The organism is Flavobacterium sp. (genome assembly GCF_024642105.1).
In the GTDB taxonomy this organism is placed as follows: Bacteria; Bacteroidota; Bacteroidia; order Flavobacteriales; family Flavobacteriaceae; genus Flavobacterium.
This window is the reverse complement of the sequence record NZ_JAHEBT010000053.1, coordinates 79427-98072: the sequence shown is the minus strand read 5'-3', so window position 1 is coordinate 98072 and position 18646 is coordinate 79427. Positions and strand designations below refer to the sequence as shown.

Below are 18646 nucleotides of genomic sequence, written 5' to 3'. Positions count from 1 at the left end.
GTACATTTAAAAAGTATTTAATTTAGAATAAATGCACTCCGGTTCCGTTGCCTTCAGCATAACTAATTTTTCCGAACTCCATGGTAACACCACTAGCAATATCTTCACTTAGTAATAAAGGACCATCCATATCGACATAATCCAATTCAGGTAATAGGTGGGCAATGGCAGAAATACCCACGGTAGATTCGGTCATACAACCTGCCATGGTTCGTAAACCCAAGTGTTTGGCTTCTTGAATCATTCGTCTTCCAGGAGTAAGTCCGCCACATTTGGCTAATTTGATATTGACTCCGTGAAAATGATGAAAACATTTCGCTACGTCTTCTTCTTTGATACAACTTTCGTCTGCGATTACGGGCAAGGCAGAATGGTTGTACACTTCTTTATGTCCTTCCCAATCGTCTGCTGGTAAAGGTTGTTCTAAAAATTCTACGCCAAGTTTTTTCAACTCAATTGAATTTCGAATCGTTTCATCGACTTCCCAACCGCAATTGGCATCAATTCTAAAAATAGCGTTGCTGTGTTGTCGAAGCGCTTTCACAATGGCAATGTCTTCTTGTGTTCCTAATTTAATTTTATAAATAGGCCAAGGTAATTCTTCCATTTTGGCTACCATTTTTTCGATAGGAGCTATTCCGATGGTGTAATCAGTCAATGGATTTTTTTCAATGGTATAGCCCCATAATTCATATAACTTCTTTCCTTTTTTACGCGCGTACAAATCATTGTATGCATTGTCTAAAGCGCACAAAGCAAATAAGTTGTCTTTCAAATAGGGATGCATTTTAGACCAAAAAGCCTCGGGTGTTTCAGTTCCTGAGGATTCGATGATGGATCTAATTTTTTCTAAATCAGCCATCATCATAGGTACCGTAATATTGTAATAAGGATTGGAAGAAGCTTCGCCAAAACCGGTTAATTCACCATCTTTTAAAATTACAATTACGCAAGGCTGCACATCAATTGATTTTCTGGAAATGGTAAAAGTGTGTTTTAATTTGAGGTCGTAAGCTTTTAAAATCAGTTCCATCGGCAATGTAATTAGTCGGCTTGTTCTTGTAATTTTTTGATTTCGTCACGCAATTTTGCGGCTTGCATAAAGTCCAATTCTTTGGCCGCTTTTTCCATTAATTTGCGTTTTTCTCGAATTAATTTATCAATTTCTGATTTAGATAAATAAGCTGTTTCGGGTTCCGCGGCTACGTTTAAAGTATGTTCCAATTCGTATTCGACCAAAGGATTTTTGGTAAAAGCAGAATCTATTTTTTTATTTAAGGCTTGAGGAACTTGATTGTTTTCCACGTTGAAATTAATCTGTTTTGTTCTTCGGTAATTGGTTTCATCAATCGTTTTTTGCATGCTGTCGGTAATTTTGTCAGCATACATAATGGCTTTTCCATTCAAGTTTCGGGCAGCACGTCCAATGGTTTGTGTTAATGAACGATGGCTTCTCAGAAAGCCTTCTTTGTCGGCATCCAAAATAGCAACTAAAGACACTTCAGGCAAGTCCAAACCTTCACGTAATAAGTTGACACCAATCAACACATCAAATAGACCTTTTCGCAAATCTTGCATGATTTCAATACGCTCCAAAGTATCGACATCAGAATGAATATAGCGGCAACGAATAGCTACTTTGGTCAAATATTTAGCTAATTCCTCCGCCATTCTTTTGGTTAAAGTGGTCACCAAAACACGTTCGTCTAATTCGCAGCGTTGCTGGATTTCTTCAATCAAATCGTCAATTTGATTCAAACTTGGTCGTACTTCAATGATAGGATCCAAAAGACCTGTTGGACGAATGACTTGTTCTACCACAACGCCATCTGTTTTTTGTAATTCATAATCGGCAGGCGTTGCAGAGACATAAATGACTTGATTTTGCATCGCTTCAAACTCCTCAAATTTCAACGGACGGTTGTCCATAGCGGCAGGCAATCGAAATCCGTATTCGACTAAGTTTTCTTTTCGACTTCGGTCACCGCCATACATAGCATGAACTTGCGATAAGGTTACGTGACTTTCGTCTACCACCATAAGGTAATCTTTTGGAAAATAATCCAATAAACAAAACGGTCGTGTTCCAGCTTCTCGTCCGTCAAGGTAACGGGAATAATTCTCGATACCTGAACAGTATCCTAATTCCCGAATCATTTCTAAATCGAAATTAGTACGTTCTTCGAGACGCTTGGCTTCCAAATGCTTTCCAATTTCTTTAAAATAATCGACTTGTTTGACTAAATCTTGTTGGATTTCCCAAATGGCATTTTGCAAAACATCGGGCGAAGTCACAAACATATTGGCAGGGTAGATTGTTAGTTTTTCAAACTTCTCTAACACCTGTGCGTTTTTGACATCAAAACTTTCAATTTCTTCGATTTCGTCACCAAAGAAGTGAATGCGAAATGCTTCATCGGCATAACTTGGAAAAACTTCGACTGTATCACCTTTAATTCGGAAAGTTCCTGGAGTAAAATCCGCCTCGGTACGAGCGTATAAACTTTGTACTAAACTATGTAGTAATTTGGTTCTTGAGATGACTTGATCGCGTTCTAAAGTAATCACATTTTTTTGAAATTCTACGGGATTTCCGATACCATACAAACAGGAAACAGAAGCGACCACAAGAATATCTCTTCGGCCTGAAAGGAGAGAAGAAGTCGTGCTTAAACGCATCTTTTCCAACTCTTCATTAATGGATAAATCCTTCTCAATAAAGACTCCTGTAACCGGCATAAAGGCTTCGGGTTGGTAGTAATCGTAGTAGGAAACAAAATACTCTACCGCATTGTTTGGAAAAAATTGTTTGAATTCCGAATACAATTGAGCGGCCAAGGTTTTATTGTGTGCCAAAACCAAAGTAGGTCGTTGTACCTCCTGAATGACATTCGCCACCGTAAATGTTTTTCCAGATCCCGTTACTCCTAATAAAGTTTGGAATTGTTCACCGTCATTAATTCCACGCGCTAATTTTTCAATCGCTTGTGGTTGGTCGCCTTTGGGTTGGTAATCAGATACTACTTGGAAATTCATTTGGTAAAGATACTTAATTCAAATCAAGACACAAAAGAGGTCTAAGCACCCAATTTGTAATTACAATTCATTCCATTTTCTATCGCAGATTACTAGTGTAATTTGTGAAATTAGAGTTTGTTTTAATCTAGAATTGCCAGTTTTTTCGTTGTTCCAAAGTCATAAAAGTCCAAGCTACAAAACGACTTATTTTTTGGCCTTGAGCCATATCAACCGTTTTTATTTCGACAGCATTTACTTTGTTTAAAGTTTTGTAAATCGTAGAAAGGTTTTCTTTTTTTGAAACCAAAGTGGTGAACCACATGCAATTTAAAGGGTACTTTACACTTTCGTAAATCATTTGAGTAATAAAACGCAGTTCGCCACCATCGCACCATAATTCGCCATTTTGACCCCCAAAGTTAAGTACCGCTTCTTTGCTTTTTTGCTGTTTTAAATTGGATATTTTTCGGAGCGTCCCTTTGTTGGCCTCTTCTTGTGATTTATGGAAGGGAGGATTACAAATAGTAAAAGCAAATTTGTCTTCAGGAGTAATGATATTTTTAAAAATAAAACGCGATTCGGTTTGTAGTTGTAAACTAATTACGTCGATTAGTTGGGGATTATTTTGAATGATTTTTTTGCAATTTTGAATCGCATTTTCATCGATATCAGTTCCCACAAAACTCCAGCCGTAGGCACCATTTCCTATTATCGGATAGATGCAATTGGCTCCAATTCCGATGTCTAAACCTTGTACAGTTTCACCTTTTGGAATAATTCCGTTGTTGCTTGAAGCTAACAAGTCAGCTAGATAGTGAATATAATCAGCACGACCCGGAATAGGAGGGCAGAGGTAATTTTTAGGGATATCCCAATTTTGAATTCCGAAATGAAAAGTTAATAATGCCTTGTTTAGCGTTTTTACTGCTTCGGGATTGGCGAAATCAATAGTTTGAATGCCATGCACATTAGTAAAAACAAAAGGCCTAAGTTCAGAACAACAATCAATTAATTGGCCAAAATGATAGCCCGAATTATCAAGGTTTCGAGGGTGTAAATTCGGTTTTTGAGTGCTTGTTTTTTCTTGTTGTTTTTCCATTTCGAGACAAAGATAATCAATCTAATTTTGGAATGGATTAATCAAAACATTCCATCATTAGCAAATCGCCTTCTTCGTGTTCAATTGTGACAATACCATCTTGAGCTACATGATTGCTACTTCCAGTGCGATAACCTATAGTAAGCGTATCATCTTGAAGTGGGTAAAATAAATTGGAAGAATGAATTCCGGTTACATGTCCTATTGGAATTAAAGAAATTGGGGTATTGGCAGGGTACCATTTTTCGAATTTTTTAGGTAATAAAAATACTTTAGAATGGTCGTCTAAGATTACAATTTTCAATGCATCACGATACCGACTGATATTAGTAATATTAGTTATGGTATGATCAGCTCTTCGTCCCGTTGCCCAAACCACATTTACAGCAGGAATATTTCTCTTGATTAAATAATCAAAAGCCTTTTCTAAATCCGTTTTGTTTTGATCGGGAGTATGAATAATTTCAATTGGAAATTGTTCTGTTTGGTATTTTTTAGGGTTGAAATCACGGTCAAAATCTCCCAATAAAACATCTACTTTGATATCCAGTTCCATCACGCGTTCCATAGCAGAGTCGAGTACAACGACAAGTGGAGACCATTCTAATAATTGTCCTAATAACTCGGGTTGGCAAGCCGCACCATTGGCAATAATTAAAGCAGGTTCTTGGTCATCTCTGACGATATGGTGTGAAGACATTTTGATTTTTTTGTGCTGTAAAGATATTTAAATTATTAGTTTTATTTATATCGGAAAATTAATCTGATGAGATTATTGTACTAAATCAAATTGAGCAATAACCATATCATCGCTAAATAACACAAATCTTGAAGAATCAATAACTGCAAACTTACTTGGATTCGACAAAATTGACAGAAAAGCTTCTTCAGTTTTCATCGTTTCCATACAATACATTTTTGTCGAAGCTATTTTTGAAAATGAAATCAATTGATTACTTATTTTGAATTCTCCTGTAATTTGATTGCAACCTGCCTTTGACTGAAATCTTTCTGTTGATTTGTTCAATGTTAAATAGTAATCAGATGATTCTCCTTGGATAGTTTCAAAATTCATTATAGTTATTTTCCAAGTTTTGTTAGTAATGTCAAAAGGTATTGTAGTTGGAACAATAGTTTTTTTTGTTTCAGTTGTATTAATGAAACTGGATTTACAAGATGTGGAAATTACCAAAATAAAAAGAACAATTAATAAAGATTTAGAGGGTATCATGGGGATAAAATTTGGGGGTTACATTATTGGATATTTTTGTATTTATTGTACCACGTAATTCACAGTGTCATATTCACTCAGAGAGAAGTAACCTAAAGGGAAATTATCTGGCTGTGTCGTGTTGATTATGTTTCCTCTTACGGTAGCTGGTGGTGATTGGAAAGGCCCGCCACCGCTGTTACCTGCAATGCTAACTAAAACCGACATGTAATTAAAATAGGTCTTAGAAATACCATAATGATTGATTTCCACTTTGTCTCCTGCTTTCAATTTGTCGTTTTGAGAAATGCTAAAAAATGGATTTCCATTAAAAAACACATCTTCATCGGCATAAAAATTTGAAGTTACCTGACTTGAATAGGTGTATTTATATAAATAATAATTAGTAATGTTAATAGGATCAATGTAATATGCTTTTAGTTCAATATTCTTTCCTGAAAATCCACCTTGATTGTTTTGTTCTACATTAGTTATGGGCGCTACCGATTGCAATGTTTCATTAGCAGTATAGGTATTTCCGTTGCTGATTATTGTTAAGGTGTAATTTTCGCCAATTACGGGTACAAAATTTAAGCATTTGTATTCTCCTGTATTGGGTACTTCAGTAAAAGTAAAGGTAGTATTAGAACTATTTTTTATGAACACAGTCGCTCCTGAAACCTTGCTTGTAGTCCCACTATAGTAACTAGTAGTAGTGCTTAATTTGATTTTTTGAGTGCTTCCTGTTGTTCCTTTTTTCCATACAATTGCAGCCTCAACTACTAATTTTGGTGGAGCAGTATCTAGGTCTAAAGGGATAACTTCTTCGCAACTACTAATCAACAAGCTCAATATAAAAACCGAAAAGAAATATATTTTTTTCATGATGCTTAAAATTTGAAATTATAACTTACAGCTGGAACCATCCCGAAAATAGAAGTTTTGACCGCCTCATTAGTTCCGGTTTGTCTATTTTGTCTGAAATTAATCGCCGCAGCATTCTTTCTATTGTACAAATTATAAATGCTAAAAACCCATTCGCCCTTCCAATTGCGATTGTTGTTCTTACGAGGGGTTAATGTAGCCGAAATGTCTAAATGATGGTAGGCAGGTAGGCGATTCTCATTTCGAAGTCCGTAACTAGGAATCGTGATACCTAAGTATTGGTACTGACCGTTAGGGTAGGTAATAGGTTGTCCAGATTGTAAAGCGAAATTAGCTCCAAAAGACCATTTTTCATTTAAAAGGTACGAACTTGTTATGGCTAAATTGTGTGTTTTATCATAAGCTGAATTGTACCATTGTCCGTTGTTTATCCCTGATTCTAAAGTAGTTCTGCCAGGAGTTTGTTGTTGCGATTTAGATAAAGTATAAGAAACCCAACCATTCAAACGACCTTCGCTTTTCTTTAGCATTACTTCTAGTCCGTACGATCGCATTTGTCCATTAAGAATAACCTGTTCCAAAGCATTATTGGCAATCAAATCAGCTCCGTCGATATAGTCAATTCGGTTTTGTACTTTTTTGAAATAAGCTTCAACTTCCAAAGAGTAACTTTCATTGGTAAAGTTTTTGAAATAACCCAAAGCTACTTGGTCGGCAATTTGAGGCTTGATAAAAGTATCACTTGGTGTCCAAACATCCAATGGTGTAGGAGAAGAAGTGTTAGAAATTAATTGAAGGTACTGTACCATACGATTGTAACTGGTTTTTACCGATTGCTTTTCATTGAATTGGTAAGCCAAAGAAAAACGAGGTTCTACATAACTGTAGCTTTTTAATACATCATTTTTTTGAAAGGTTTGTGTACCAATAGGAGTTGCTTTTTCATAAATCTGCATATTGGTATTAAAAGTTACCGGATTGTTATTAGCATATACATTCAAATTGGATTGTCCTAAACGGTAAAACAAACTGTATCGCAATCCATAAGAAACTGAGAATTTCGTAGACAGTTCTTGGTCAGCATTGATATACAATGCAGGTTCGAAAGCATATTTTTTATCCAATTGCGAATAGTTAATTCCTGAAGTAGTACTTGACGGTTTGATGATGCCAGGATTGAAATCATAATAGATTGCATTGAGTCCGTAATTCAATTTGAATCGGTCCGAAATATAGTTTTTGAAATCGTATTTGATGTTGTAATTTTTGATTCCAGAATCCCATTGAAATCCTACAAAATCCAAATCTAAACCATAATAGTAATCCGAATAGATTAAAGACAAATTGGAGAATAGTTTGTCAGAAAATAAATGATTCCAACGCAAGTTAAGCGTAGAATTTCCGTAAATATTAGTGAAACTATTGGCTAAACTAAACACATCGCGGCCAAAATAACCAGATAAATACAAGTTGTTGTTCGGGTTAAGTTTGTAGCTCATTTTAGTATTCAAATCATAAAAATAAGCGGCATTATTTTTTTGGTCTTTTGATAATTTCATGAATAGATGCGCATACGAACTTCGGCCTCCAATTAGGAAAGAACCTCGATCTTTTACCAAAGGACCTTCAATTAAAAGGCGACTTGAGATTAAACCGATACCTCCATTAGCATGAAATTCTTTACTACTTCCGTCTTTTTGATAAATATCTAAAACAGAAGATGCTCTGCCTCCAAAACGAGCTGGAATACCTCCTTTGTACAATTTTAAATCTTTGATGGCATCTGGATTAAAAACAGAGAAAAAACCAAATACGTGAGATGAATTAAATATAGTGGCCTCATCTAACAGAATTAGGTTTTGGTCGGCTCCACCACCACGAACATTGAATCCAGAGGCTCCTTCGCCAGCGTTCGTTACACCAGGAAGTAACAAAATGGATTTTAAAACATCAACCTCTCCTAAAACTACAGGCATTCTTTTGATAGCTGAAATTGAAAGTTTATTGACACTCATTTCAGGTTTCCGAATATCCGTTTTTGTTTTAGTATCCGTTATGATGACTTCTTTTAACGTATTTTCATTAGTCAACAATTTGAAATTAGTTTTGGTGTTTTGGTTTAATTGTATGGATTCTTCAAGGGTTTGATAACCCATATAGCTAATTCGAATGTTATAGTTGCCTTTAGGAATAGTTATCGAATAAAAACCATATTCGTTTGTGGTTACTCCTGTTTTTAATTCAGGAATAAAGAGGTTGACTCCAATTAATGTTTCGTTGCTATTACTATCACTAATAGTTCCGCTTAGGGTGAATTTTTCTTGAGCTGTTGCCAATAAGCAACTCAACAACAGCAAACAGAATAGGCTAATTTTTTTTGAAATCATAGTTTGATTATTACTTATAAAGGCGATGCAAATTTCAGTAAAAGTTGTGAGAAATTTTTCAAACAAACGTTAAAATAAAAAAGGCAACTGAAATAGTTGCCTTTTTAAATTATTAGGAATGAGATTGTATTAAGCGATTTTTGCTAAGATAGCGTTGAATGTTTCGCTTGGTCTCATTGCTTTACTCGTTAATTCAGGATTTGGTTGGTAATAACCACCAATAGTTTGAGGTTTTCCTTGTGCGCCAATTAATTCTGAATTGATTGTAGCTTCATTTTCGATGAAAGCTTTTGCAATAGGAGAGAAAGTAGCTTTCAAAGAAGCATCTTTATCTTGTGCTGCTAAAGCTTCTGCCCAGTACATAGTAAGGTAGAAATGAGAACCACGGTTATCAATTTGCCCTACTTTACGTGCCGGTGATTTATCATTAGCCAAGAATTTTTCAGTAGCTACGTCCAAAGTTTCAGCTAATACTAATGCTTTTGGATTATTAAGTGTTTGGCTTAAGTGTTCTAAAGAAGCACCTAAAGCTAAAAATTCTCCTAGAGAATCCCAACGTAAATAGCCTTCTTCAACGAATTGCTCTACGTGTTTTGGAGCTGATCCACCTGCACCTGTTTCAAACAAACCTCCACCATTCATCAAAGGAACGATAGATAACATTTTAGCTGAAGTACCCACTTCTAAAATTGGAAATAAATCGGTTAAATAATCACGTAATACGTTTCCTGTAACTGAGATAGTGTCTAATCCTTTTACAATTCGCTCCAAAGTTGCTTTAGTAGCAGCGACAGGAGATAAAATTTGAATATCTAAACCAGTTGTATCATGGTCTTTCAAGTATTTTTGAACTTTTACGATTAATTCTCTATCGTGTGCTCTGTTTTCGTCTAACCAAAAAATAGCTGGTGTGTTTGATAAACGGGCTCTGTTTACGGCTAGTTTAACCCAGTCTTGGATTGGAGCGTCTTTAGCTTGACACATTCTAAAAATGTCTTTAGCTTCAACTACTTGCTCCATTAGTACGTTTCCGTTTGTATCTACCACACGAACCACTCCATCTGCTTGGATTTGAAACGTTTTATCATGAGAACCATATTCTTCTGCTTTTTGAGCCATCAAACCTACGTTAGGAACACTTCCCATTGTAGTTGGGTCAAAAGCACCATTTTGTTTACAAAAATCGATAGTTGCAGTATAAACACCCGCATAACAACGGTCTGGAATAATGGCTACTGTATCTTGTTGTTTTCCTTCTTTGTTCCACATTTGTCCCGAAGTACGAATCATAGCCGGCATAGAAGCATCTACAATTACATCAGAAGGAACATGAAGGTTGGTAATTCCTTTTTCAGAATTTACCATTGCCAAAGCTGGACCATTTTCAATAGCTTGATTGATGGCAGCTTCTACTTCAGCTTGTTGTGCATGTCCTGCAATTTTTGCATACACATCACCTAAACCATTTCGAGTATCAATGTTTAATTCAGCAAATAAAGCAGCATATTTTTCAAAAATGTCTTTGAAATATACTTCGACGATGGCACCAAAGATAATTGGATCTGATACTTTCATCATAGTAGCTTTCAAGTGAACAGAAAGTAAAATACCTTGTTCTTTAGCTTCTTTGATTGTTTTAGCTACAAAAGATTTTAAAGCGTTCAAGTTCATTACTGAACTGTCAATGATTTCTCCTGCTTTTAATGGGGTACTTGCTTTTAAAACTGAAGTACTTCCGTCTTTTCCAACGAATTCTATTTTTACATCTGTAGCATCGGCAACAGTTACTGATTTTTCACTTCCGTAAAAATCACCAGTTTCCATTGAGGCTACATGTGTTTTTGATGTTGCCGACCAAGCTCCCATGGAATGTGGATTTGCTTTGGCGTAATTTTTTACTGCTTTTGGTGCTCTACGATCTGAATTTCCTTCACGTAACACTGGATTTACAGCTGAACCTAATATTTTAGCGTATTTTGCCTTTACATTTTTCTCTTCGTCATTTTGTGGGTCTTCAGGGAAATTTGGTAATGCATAACCATGAGATTGTAATTCAGCAATGGCTGCTTTCAATTGAGGAACTGAAGCAGAAACGTTAGGTAATTTAATGATATTCGCTTCAGGCGTTGTAGCCAATTGACCTAATTCAGCTAAAGCATCTCCCGTTTTTTGATTGTCTGCCAAATACTCTGGGAAATTAGCTAAAATTCGTCCTGCTAAGGAAATGTCTCTTGTTTCAATTTCAATATCAGATGTTCCAGTAAAAGCCTGAACGATAGGTAAAAAAGAATAAGTTGCTAACAAAGGGGCTTCGTCTGTAAGCGTGTAAAAAATTTTGGATTTCTGTGCCATTGTTTTATTTTTAAAATCGAATCTATTTATGGTTTTGCTACTCAAACGTTTGAGTTCGTTTTTTGAGCGGGGCAAATATATGAAAATCAGATGTAAAAACGCTTCGTACTATTGGATAAAAACGAATATTTCCAGGGATTAAACACCTTATTTGTAAATTGTTATTTTTATAGGGGTAAAATTCATAATTTGAGAATTTTAAGGGCAATATATAACAAAAAAAAGTCCCAACATTGTTGGGACTTATAGGATTAAGAGATAGTAAATTATCTTCTTTTATCTTTAATTTTTGCTTTTTTACCAGTAAGTTCTCTGAAGTAGAAGATTCTAGCTCTACGTACAGCACCTTTCTTATTGATTTCAATTTTTTGCAAAGCTGGTAAGTTTACTGGGAAGATTCGCTCTACTCCAATAGCTCCAGACATTTTACGGATGGTAAAAGTTTCTGTGTTACCAGAACCTCTTCTTTGAATTACCACTCCTTTAAAGAACTGAGTTCTTGTTTTTTCACCCTCTTTAATTTCGTAGTAAACTGTGATAGTATCTCCAGCTCCAAATTCAGGGAAATCTTTTCTTGTTACAAATTCGTCTTTAACGAATTTCATTAAATCTGCCATGATATTTTTAATTATGGTTTAATATAGAGCAACATTCACGGTTCTCGCCAGAGGTTGGTCTAATGCGGGTGCGAAATTAATTATAAATTTTGAATTTTGAATTAAAAATTGAAAAAAAATAAAATATTACTCTTCTAGCAAGTCGGGACGACGATTTTTAGTGTGTTCGTACGCCATGTCTTCTCGCCATTTGTCAATTTTGGCAAAATTACCACTGGTTAGGACTTCAGGGACTTTCCATCCTTTGTAATCTGCTGGTCGAGTATAAATAGGTCCCGACAATAAGCCATCTTGGAAACTGTCGGTTAGGGCCGAAGTTTCGTCACTCAAAACACCTGGAATTAATCGGATTAAAGCATCTGAAAGTACCAAGGCTCCTAATTCACCGCCACTTAAAACATAATCGCCTATAGAAATTTCTTTGGTGATAAAATGATCACGAACGCGTTGATCGACTCCTTTATAGTGTCCACATAAAATGATGACATTATCATACATCGACATAGTATTGGCCATTTTTTGGTTGAGTGTTTCTCCATCGGGCGACATATAAATGATTTCGTCATATTCTCGCTGACTTTTCAAATGCGTAATACAAGAATCAATGGGTTGTACCGTCATTACCATTCCCGCTCCGCCTCCAAAAGGGTAATCATCGACACTTTTTTGCTTGTTAGTCGTATAATCGCGTAAATTATGAATGTGTACTTCGACCAAACCTTTGTCGATAGCACGTTTCATAATAGAAGCTTCAAAAGGACTTCGTAATAATTCGGGAAGAACGGTGATAATGTCTATGCGCATTTTAATGGATACAAAGTTGGAAAGAGGCAAAGGTACAAAGTTTAAAGTATTTTTAATAACGAATTTGTTTTGCGAAGCGTTAGTTTGCGTGAGGGATGGCAGCGGCATCCTTTTTAAGCAGCGAATATTTTCGGAGCTGCTTAAAAAGATAGAGCGTACAGCCCGACCGGAGCTTTTGCGGAGGTCACGCCCATAAAATAAATTCAGTTTTGCCTTTTCTATATTATTATTGTAATTTTGCACTTCAATAAAAAATAACAAAAATGGAAAACGGAATATACGCTAAATTCAACACCGCTAAAGGTTCGGTTTTAGTAAAATTAACACACGATTTAACGCCGGGAACGGTGGGGAACTTTGTGGCTTTGGCTGAAGGTAACTTGGAAAACAAAGTGAAACCACAAGGGACAAAATATTATGACGGATTAACATTTCACCGTGTAATTCCTGATTTTATGATTCAAGGAGGTTGTCCTCAAGGAACAGGAACTGGAGATGCAGGGTATAAATTTGATGATGAATTTCATCCAAATTTGAAACACGATCGTCCGGGAGTTTTGGCTATGGCCAATGCAGGTCCTGGTACCAATGGTTCTCAGTTTTATATCACTCACGTTCCAACATCTTGGTTAGACGGGAAACATACTGTTTTTGGTCATGTAGTAGAAGGACAGGAAGTAGTAGATGCTGTGGCGCAAGGCGATGTTTTGGAAACTTTGGAAATTATTAGAGTTGGGGCAGAAGCAGAGCAATGGAATGCTGTGGAAGCTTTTAGAACTTTTGAGGGTTCTCGCGCAAAGCGTATTGAAGCTGAACGCGCTGCTGCCGAAGCTGAAATGGAAAAATTAGCGGCTGGTTTTGAAAAAACTGAAAGTGGTTTGCGTTACCAATTTATTCAAAGAGGTTCTGGAAAAAAAGCAGAAGATGGTAAAACGGTTTCTGTTCACTATTCAGGGCAATTGCCAGACGGAAAAGTTTTTGATAGTTCGTATGCACGTAAAAAACCAATCGAATTTCCATTAGGAAGAGGCAATGTGATTGAAGGTTGGGATGAAGGAATTGCCTTGTTGCAAGTAGGTGATAAAGCACGTTTTGTAATTCCATCTCATTTAGGATATGGTTCTCGTGGTGCTGGAGGTGTAATTCCACCCAATGCTACTTTAATCTTCGATGTGGAGTTGATTGATGTGAAGTAAGAAAAAAAAATAGGTTATAAATAAAAAGCCCAAAATCATTTGAATTTGGGCTTTTTTGTTTTTGTTAATTTCGATTAAATATCATCAAAGTCAATATCCGTAAAATTAGATACTTGAGGTGTTATTTCGTCATCTGAATTTTCAGAAGCATATTCTTTTTTGAAATCTTTTTGGTGTCTTTCCGAAATTACTTCTTCTCCTTTGTGGTTCAATACATACGAAGTCATATCGCCTAAAATTTCTGTAAAGGCAGCAAAATCTTCTTTGTACAAATAGATTTTATGTTTTTTGAAATGGAATGATCCATCTTCTTCCGTGAATTTTTTACTTTCGGTAATCGTTATGTAGTAATCATCCGCTTTAGTTGCTCTTACATCAAAGAAATAAGTTCTTCTCCCTGCTCTTAAAACTTTAGAAAATATTTCTTCTTTTTCTAATAAGTCATTTTCTCTCATAATCCTTTCGTCATTTTAGTGGTTTAATGGTACCCAAAAATGATAAAAATAAATTGATAAAACAAAAAATTATAGTAATTCTTTTTCTGAAAGTTGTTTCAAATACAAGTCGGCGTAGTAACCTTCTTCATTTATTAATTGATTATGAGAACCTTGTTGGATGATTTTGCCCTCGTCAATAATGATAATTTGGTCGGCATTTTTAGCAGAAGAAACTCTATGGCTGACAATAATTGTCGTTTTGTCCTTACAAATTTCGTACAAGTTGTTTAAAATTGCTTCTTCGGTTTCGGTATCGACAGCAGACAAGCAATCGTCAAAAAGTAGAATAGGAGGATTTTTAATAATAGCTCTTGCAATCGATACGCGTTGTTTTTGACCACCAGAAAGCGTTATTCCTCTTTCGCCTAGAATAGTATCGTATTGGTTATTGAAACCTATTATGTTATCATGGACTACCGCGCTTTTTGCTGCGGATTCGATTTCAATAGCTGTAGCATCTTCTTTACCAAACTTGATGTTGTTCTTAATACTGTCTGAAAATAAAAAGGCATCTTGAGGAACAATTCCGATACTGTTTCTTAAATCGTATAAATTAAGCTGACTAATTTCGGTTTCATCAATCTTGATTTGACCTTCAGTTACATCGTGCAATCTAGAAATTAAAGAAAGAATAGTCGATTTTCCAGCACCTGTTTTGCCCAAAATAGCCAAGGTTTGTCCTTTCTTTACTGAAAACGAAATATTTTGAATAGCCTTGATATTAGTGTCTTCGTAGGTGTAACTTACGTTGTTGAAAGTAATACTTCCTTCGATAGTTGAATGATTTGGGTTAGCGTTTTTGATTTCAGGTTCAATTTTCAGGAACTCATTTAAACGTTTTTGCGAAGCTTCGGCCTCTTGTACCATAGACGAAACCCATCCTAATGAGGCTACCGGCCAAGTCAACATGTTAACATACAAGATGAATTCGGCAATGGTACCAATGCTTTTGATAGTACCTTCCATGTACATCAGCCCTCCAAAATAGATTACCACTAAGTTGCTAATTCCAATCAACGCCATCATTAATGGGCCAAATAGGGATTGTACTCGAGCTAAATCCAAACTCTTGCTTTTACTTTCATTAGCCAAATCAATCATATTGTTTTGGTGTTGATTCTCTAATGAATATGCTTTTATTACTCGGATTCCGGAGAAAATTTCTTGCGAAAAACTAGACACTTTCGATAGGTATTGTTGAAAAATAGTACTTCGTTTGTTGATTTCAGAGCTGAGTTTGAAAATCGTGTACGATAAAATAGGTAAGGGTAATAGGGTGTATAAAGTCAATCGTGGCGACACATTATACATGTACGCAATTACAATGGCAAAGCGGATAAAAGTATTGATGGTATACATCACGGCGGGTCCCACATACATTCTCACTTTGGAAACATCCTCACTAATTCGGTTCATTAAATCTCCGGTTCTGTTTTGTTTGTAGAACTGTTGAGAGAGATTTTCGTATTGTCTGAAGACTTCATTTTTTAAATCAAATTCAATATGTCGCGACATTACAATTAAAGTTTGACGCATTAAAAAGGTCAAAAAACCCGCAATAATAGTGGTGCCTATTATCAATACAATATTGGTAACCAATTCGCCTTTGAAATGCGATAGTATTGTCGCAGAAGTTTTTTGGGCATCTGAAAGTTTGTCGAATTCCTCAATTGCACCAAGTGACTTGCTTATAAGTTTTGGAGTGTATAGCGAAAAGAATTGCGCAATGATGGTAATTGCAATACCTAGTAAAAAACTGAACTTGTATTTGACGAAGTACTTATTTAAATAACCTAATTCTTTCATTGTATTGCTGCTCTTTTGCTCCGCAAATATACAGGAATAAAAAGAATAATTGAATGTTAAAATGGGAGAGTTGAATTAAATTATTGATTCACAGTGCACTTTTTTTTAGTTTAAAAAAGGGATTTAAATTTTATTTTAAGGGATGAAATGCCTACTTTTGCAGTCTAATTCATTAAAAGTTCTTACAAAGTGGTAAATAGAAGACACATTCGCGTTAAGGTTATGCAATCCATTTATGCCATGCACCAAAACGGTTCGGATAATTTAGAAGGTCAAGAAAAATTTCTATTTTACAGCATCGATGCTATTCAAGATTTATACCTGATTATGCTTTCTTCTTTAATTGAAATGGCAAAAAAGGAAAAAGTCTTTTTACACTTATCTAGTCAAAAACATTTGGCTACTCCAGAAGAACGCAATCCAAACAATAAATTCATTAACAATACTATTTTTCAATTATTGGAAGAAAATAATTCGTTGAGTATTGCTTTGGAAAACAGAAAAATTACCAATTGGAATATTCATGATGATTATATTAATTTACTTTTAACTTCGTTGAAAGAAAGTAAATTGTATGTGAAATACATGAGCAATACTGTCAATACATTTGAAGAGGACAAGCAGTTTGTTGTGGATCTTTTTTCAGAAATTATTGTGCCAAACGAAAAGTTATACGAGTATTTAGAGGATGATAAATTAACTTGGATTGATGATATTCCGGTGGTAAATACGCACATTGTTAAACAATTAAAAGCGATAAAATCAGCAGAAGATGATAGTTTTAGAGTGCCAAAATTGTTTAAAGACGCTGATGACAAAGATTTTGCTAAAGACTTGTTTAGAAAAACGGTTTTGAACGAAAAAGAATTGGCTAAAGAATTTGATTCTAAAACACCTAATTGGGATATGGATCGTATTGCTGAAATTGATACGATTATTCTTAAAATGGCGATTTGCGAATTGTTGAAATTTCCATCAATTCCGGTGAAAGTAACTTTGAATGAATATTTGGAATTGGCAAAAGAATATTCTACTCCAAAAAGTAGTATTTTTATCAATGGAATTTTAGATAATTTAGTAAAAGAATTTCAAACGAATAAAAAAATGATCAAAGCCGGAAGAGGCTTGATGTAATACGTGTAACAAAAAATAAAATAAAATTATGGGACAATTAAGTCAATTTGCGCCGTTCTTATTAATGTTTGTAGTAATCTATTTTTTCATGATTAGACCACAACAAAAAAGAGCAAAAGCGGAGAAAGAATTTGAAAGTAGCTTGAAAGTAGGCGATAAAATCATTACTAAAAGTGGTCTTCACGGTAAAATTGCTGAATTGGCAGAAACTACTGTTGTTGTAGAAACAATGTCAGGAAAATTGAAAATGGAGCGTTCAGCTATTTCAATGGAAATGAGTGCTGCTTTGAATAAGAAATAATCTCAAAGAGAAAATAAAAAAAGCTCCCAATTGGGAGCTTTTTTTATGGGTTATTATTGAATTGCAGTTAGTTCAGCAATTTTGACAATGACATCAATTGCTTTTTGAATGCTTTCTACAGGAACATATTCATATTTTCCATGAAAGTTATGTCCGCCAGCAAAAATATTAGGGCATGGCAATCCTTTGTAGGACAGTTGAGAACCATCAGTTCCGCCACGGATGGGTTTGATAAGGGGTTTAATTCCTAATTCTTTCATTGCTTTCTCTGCAATATCTACAATGTGTTTTACGGGTAACACTTTTTCTTTCATATTGTAGTATTGGTCATTTACTTCAGCAATGGCGATATCTTCTCCATATTGTTTGGCAAACTTCTTATTGATTTTCTGTGTGATTTTCGTAATTAAAGCTTTGCGTTTTTCAAACTTCTTTTTGTTATGATCACGAATAATTAATTCTACTACGGTTTCTTCAATACTTCCGTTGAGATGATGTACGTGAAAAAAACCTTCATAACCTCTCGTTTCTTCGGGAGTTTCACCTTTAGGTAACGCATTGATAAATTCATTAGCAATCAACATGGAGTTAATCATTTTTCCTTTGGCGTAGCCCGGATGTACACTCTTTCCTTTGAACGTAATTTTGGCTCCAGCTGCATTAAAATTTTCATATTCTAATTCGCCCACTTGACTTCCGTCCATAGTGTAGGCCCAATCAGCGCCAAACTTTTCTACATCAAAATGATGCGCTCCACGTCCAATTTCTTCATCCGGGGTGAAACCAATTCGGATCTTTCCGTGTTTGATTTCTGGGTGCTGAATAAGGTATTCCATAGCCGATACGATTTCAGTAATTCCCGCTTTGTCATCCGCACCTAGTAATGTTGTCCCGTCTGTAGTGATTAAGGTTTGTCCTTTGTATTGCAATAAATCTTTGAAATATTTTGGCGATAAAACAATGTTTTTATCTGCATTTAACACAATATCTCCACCATCGTAATTCGATATCACTTGAGGTTTAACATTGGCGCCCGAAAAATCAGGAGAAGTATCAAAATGGGAAATAAATCCAATAGTAGGTACTTCATGTTCTACATTGCTAGGAAGTGTTGCCATGATATAGGCTTTGTCATCAATACTTACGTCTTGAAGTCCAATTGTTTTTAATTCTTCTACTAGTTTATTGGCCAAATCCCATTGTTTTTGGGAACTAGGAGTAGTTGTTGAATTAGGGTCAGATTCGGTGTCAATAGTAACATAACTGATGAATCGATCTATGATGTGTTGCATGGCAATATTATTTTGAGGCAAAGGTACTATTTTGCCGCAGATTTTTTT

The 18646-nt window shown here is 35.4% G+C and carries 18 protein-coding genes; 5 read left to right on the top strand and 13 right to left on the bottom strand.

Going from position 1 to position 18646, the window contains the following annotated elements; all coding sequences use genetic code 11:
* Positions 1-22 precede the first annotated feature (22 nt).
* From Q0L65_RS08755 to Q0L65_RS08735, 5 genes are all read right to left on the bottom strand, one after another.
* On the bottom strand, positions 23-1033 hold the full coding sequence (locus Q0L65_RS08755; RefSeq protein ID WP_296685379.1) for a dipeptide epimerase: 1011 nt from the start codon (positions 1031-1033) through the stop codon (positions 23-25).
* A gap of 11 nt (positions 1034-1044) precedes the next feature.
* Positions 1045-3036, bottom strand: coding sequence for an excinuclease ABC subunit UvrB (uvrB, locus tag Q0L65_RS08750; RefSeq protein ID WP_296685377.1), 1992 nt, complete (start codon positions 3034-3036; stop codon positions 1045-1047).
* Positions 3037-3163: 127 nt separating this feature from the next.
* Positions 3164-4117, bottom strand: coding sequence for a 23S rRNA (adenine(1618)-N(6))-methyltransferase RlmF (rlmF, locus tag Q0L65_RS08745; RefSeq protein ID WP_296685375.1), 954 nt, complete (start codon positions 4115-4117; stop codon positions 3164-3166).
* A 37-nt stretch (positions 4118-4154) separates the two neighbouring features.
* Positions 4155-4817 (bottom strand): thiamine diphosphokinase, encoded by a 663-nt coding sequence (locus Q0L65_RS08740; RefSeq protein ID WP_296685374.1) that lies wholly within the window; start codon positions 4815-4817, stop codon positions 4155-4157.
* A 72-nt stretch (positions 4818-4889) separates the two neighbouring features.
* Positions 4890-5192 (bottom strand): META domain-containing protein, encoded by a 303-nt coding sequence (locus Q0L65_RS08735; RefSeq protein ID WP_296685372.1) that lies wholly within the window; start codon positions 5190-5192, stop codon positions 4890-4892.
* A gap of 28 nt (positions 5193-5220) precedes the next feature.
* Between Q0L65_RS08735 and Q0L65_RS08730 the strand changes: the two genes are divergently transcribed.
* The gene (locus Q0L65_RS08730; RefSeq protein WP_296685371.1) at positions 5221-5406 is read left to right on the top strand and encodes a hypothetical protein; all 186 of its coding nucleotides are present in this window, start codon (positions 5221-5223) and stop codon (positions 5404-5406) included.
* On the opposite strand, the gene Q0L65_RS08725 is transcribed toward Q0L65_RS08730, so the two are convergent.
* The 5 genes from Q0L65_RS08725 to trmD form a co-directional block, all read right to left on the bottom strand.
* The gene (locus Q0L65_RS08725) at positions 5391-6212 is read right to left on the bottom strand and encodes a DUF4249 domain-containing protein (protein WP_296685369.1); all 822 of its coding nucleotides are present in this window, start codon (positions 6210-6212) and stop codon (positions 5391-5393) included. The two genes, Q0L65_RS08730 and Q0L65_RS08725, sit on opposite strands and share 16 nt — an antisense overlap.
* A 5-nt stretch (positions 6213-6217) precedes the next feature.
* The gene (locus Q0L65_RS08720; RefSeq protein WP_296685368.1) at positions 6218-8599 is read right to left on the bottom strand and encodes a TonB-dependent receptor; all 2382 of its coding nucleotides are present in this window, start codon (positions 8597-8599) and stop codon (positions 6218-6220) included.
* Positions 8600-8728: 129 nt separating this feature from the next.
* Positions 8729-10951 carry an NADP-dependent isocitrate dehydrogenase gene (locus tag Q0L65_RS08715; RefSeq protein WP_296685366.1) on the bottom strand — a complete coding sequence of 741 codons (2223 nt, stop codon included), beginning with the start codon at positions 10949-10951 and terminating at the stop codon, positions 8729-8731.
* A gap of 266 nt (positions 10952-11217) precedes the next feature.
* Entirely contained in the window at positions 11218-11568 is a 351-nt protein-coding gene (gene rplS, locus Q0L65_RS08710) for a 50S ribosomal protein L19 (RefSeq protein ID WP_296685365.1), read from the bottom strand.
* Between the two features lie 126 nt (positions 11569-11694).
* Entirely contained in the window at positions 11695-12372 is a 678-nt protein-coding gene (gene trmD / locus Q0L65_RS08705) for a tRNA (guanosine(37)-N1)-methyltransferase TrmD (protein ID WP_296685363.1), read from the bottom strand.
* A gap of 263 nt (positions 12373-12635) precedes the next feature.
* On the opposite strand from trmD, the gene Q0L65_RS08700 reads away from it, so the two are divergent.
* Entirely contained in the window at positions 12636-13568 is a 933-nt protein-coding gene (locus Q0L65_RS08700) for a peptidylprolyl isomerase (protein WP_296685361.1), read from the top strand.
* A 74-nt stretch (positions 13569-13642) separates the two neighbouring features.
* Here the strand turns inward: Q0L65_RS08700 and Q0L65_RS08695 are convergent, their stop codons facing one another.
* Complete coding sequence (locus tag Q0L65_RS08695) at positions 13643-14023, bottom strand: PUR family DNA/RNA-binding protein (protein ID WP_296685359.1); 381 nt, start codon at positions 14021-14023, stop codon at positions 13643-13645.
* 69 nt (positions 14024-14092) lie between these two features.
* Positions 14093-15871, bottom strand: a complete 1779-nt coding sequence (locus tag Q0L65_RS08690; RefSeq protein WP_296685357.1) for an ABC transporter ATP-binding protein — start codon at positions 15869-15871, stop codon at positions 14093-14095.
* On the opposite strand from Q0L65_RS08690, the gene Q0L65_RS14020 reads away from it, so the two are divergent.
* The 3 genes from Q0L65_RS14020 to yajC all read left to right on the top strand — a co-directional run bounded on the left by Q0L65_RS14020 (position 15871) and on the right by yajC (position 17306).
* Positions 15871-15924, top strand: coding sequence for a hypothetical protein (locus Q0L65_RS14020; protein WP_366051620.1), 54 nt, complete (start codon positions 15871-15873; stop codon positions 15922-15924). The genes Q0L65_RS08690 and Q0L65_RS14020 overlap by 1 nt on opposite strands.
* Positions 15925-16093: 169 nt before the next feature.
* Positions 16094-17005, top strand: coding sequence for a transcription antitermination factor NusB (nusB, locus tag Q0L65_RS08685; RefSeq protein WP_296685908.1), 912 nt, complete (start codon positions 16094-16096; stop codon positions 17003-17005).
* Positions 17006-17033: 28 nt separating this feature from the next.
* Positions 17034-17306: a preprotein translocase subunit YajC gene (yajC, locus tag Q0L65_RS08680; protein ID WP_229316919.1), complete on the top strand. Its 273-nt coding sequence runs from the start codon at positions 17034-17036 to the stop codon at positions 17304-17306.
* 53 nt (positions 17307-17359) lie between these two features.
* Here yajC and pepT read toward each other — a convergent pair whose 3' ends face one another.
* Positions 17360-18598: a peptidase T gene (gene pepT / locus Q0L65_RS08675; protein WP_296685350.1), complete on the bottom strand. Its 1239-nt coding sequence runs from the start codon at positions 18596-18598 to the stop codon at positions 17360-17362.
* Positions 18599-18646: the final 48 nt, after the last annotated feature.

Excerpts from the sequence above, each read along its gene's own strand:
- Q0L65_RS08755 (WP_296685379.1), bottom strand. The coding sequence starts at position 1,033 with ATGGAACTGATTTTAAAAGCTTACGACCTCAAATTAAAACACACTTTT.
- uvrB (WP_296685377.1), bottom strand. The coding sequence starts at position 3,036 with ATGAATTTCCAAGTAGTATCTGATTACCAACCCAAAGGCGACCAACCA.
- rlmF (WP_296685375.1), bottom strand. The coding sequence starts at position 4,117 with ATGGAAAAACAACAAGAAAAAACAAGCACTCAAAAACCGAATTTACAC.
- Q0L65_RS08740 (WP_296685374.1), bottom strand. The coding sequence starts at position 4,817 with ATGTCTTCACACCATATCGTCAGAGATGACCAAGAACCTGCTTTAATT.
- Q0L65_RS08735 (WP_296685372.1), bottom strand. The coding sequence starts at position 5,192 with ATGAATTTTGAAACTATCCAAGGAGAATCATCTGATTACTATTTAACA.
- Q0L65_RS08730 (WP_296685371.1), top strand. The coding sequence starts at position 5,221 with ATGTCAAAAGGTATTGTAGTTGGAACAATAGTTTTTTTTGTTTCAGTT.
- Q0L65_RS08725 (WP_296685369.1), bottom strand. The coding sequence starts at position 6,212 with ATGAAAAAAATATATTTCTTTTCGGTTTTTATATTGAGCTTGTTGATT.
- Q0L65_RS08720 (WP_296685368.1), bottom strand. The coding sequence starts at position 8,599 with ATGATTTCAAAAAAAATTAGCCTATTCTGTTTGCTGTTGTTGAGTTGC.
- Q0L65_RS08715 (WP_296685366.1), bottom strand. The coding sequence starts at position 10,951 with ATGGCACAGAAATCCAAAATTTTTTACACGCTTACAGACGAAGCCCCT.
- rplS (WP_296685365.1), bottom strand. The coding sequence starts at position 11,568 with ATGGCAGATTTAATGAAATTCGTTAAAGACGAATTTGTAACAAGAAAA.
- trmD (WP_296685363.1), bottom strand. The coding sequence starts at position 12,372 with ATGCGCATAGACATTATCACCGTTCTTCCCGAATTATTACGAAGTCCT.
- Q0L65_RS08700 (WP_296685361.1), top strand. The coding sequence starts at position 12,636 with ATGGAAAACGGAATATACGCTAAATTCAACACCGCTAAAGGTTCGGTT.
- Q0L65_RS08695 (WP_296685359.1), bottom strand. The coding sequence starts at position 14,023 with ATGAGAGAAAATGACTTATTAGAAAAAGAAGAAATATTTTCTAAAGTT.
- Q0L65_RS08690 (WP_296685357.1), bottom strand. The coding sequence starts at position 15,871 with ATGAAAGAATTAGGTTATTTAAATAAGTACTTCGTCAAATACAAGTTC.
- nusB (WP_296685908.1), top strand. The coding sequence starts at position 16,094 with ATGCAATCCATTTATGCCATGCACCAAAACGGTTCGGATAATTTAGAA.
- yajC (WP_229316919.1), top strand. The coding sequence starts at position 17,034 with ATGGGACAATTAAGTCAATTTGCGCCGTTCTTATTAATGTTTGTAGTA.
- pepT (WP_296685350.1), bottom strand. The coding sequence starts at position 18,598 with ATGCAACACATCATAGATCGATTCATCAGTTATGTTACTATTGACACC.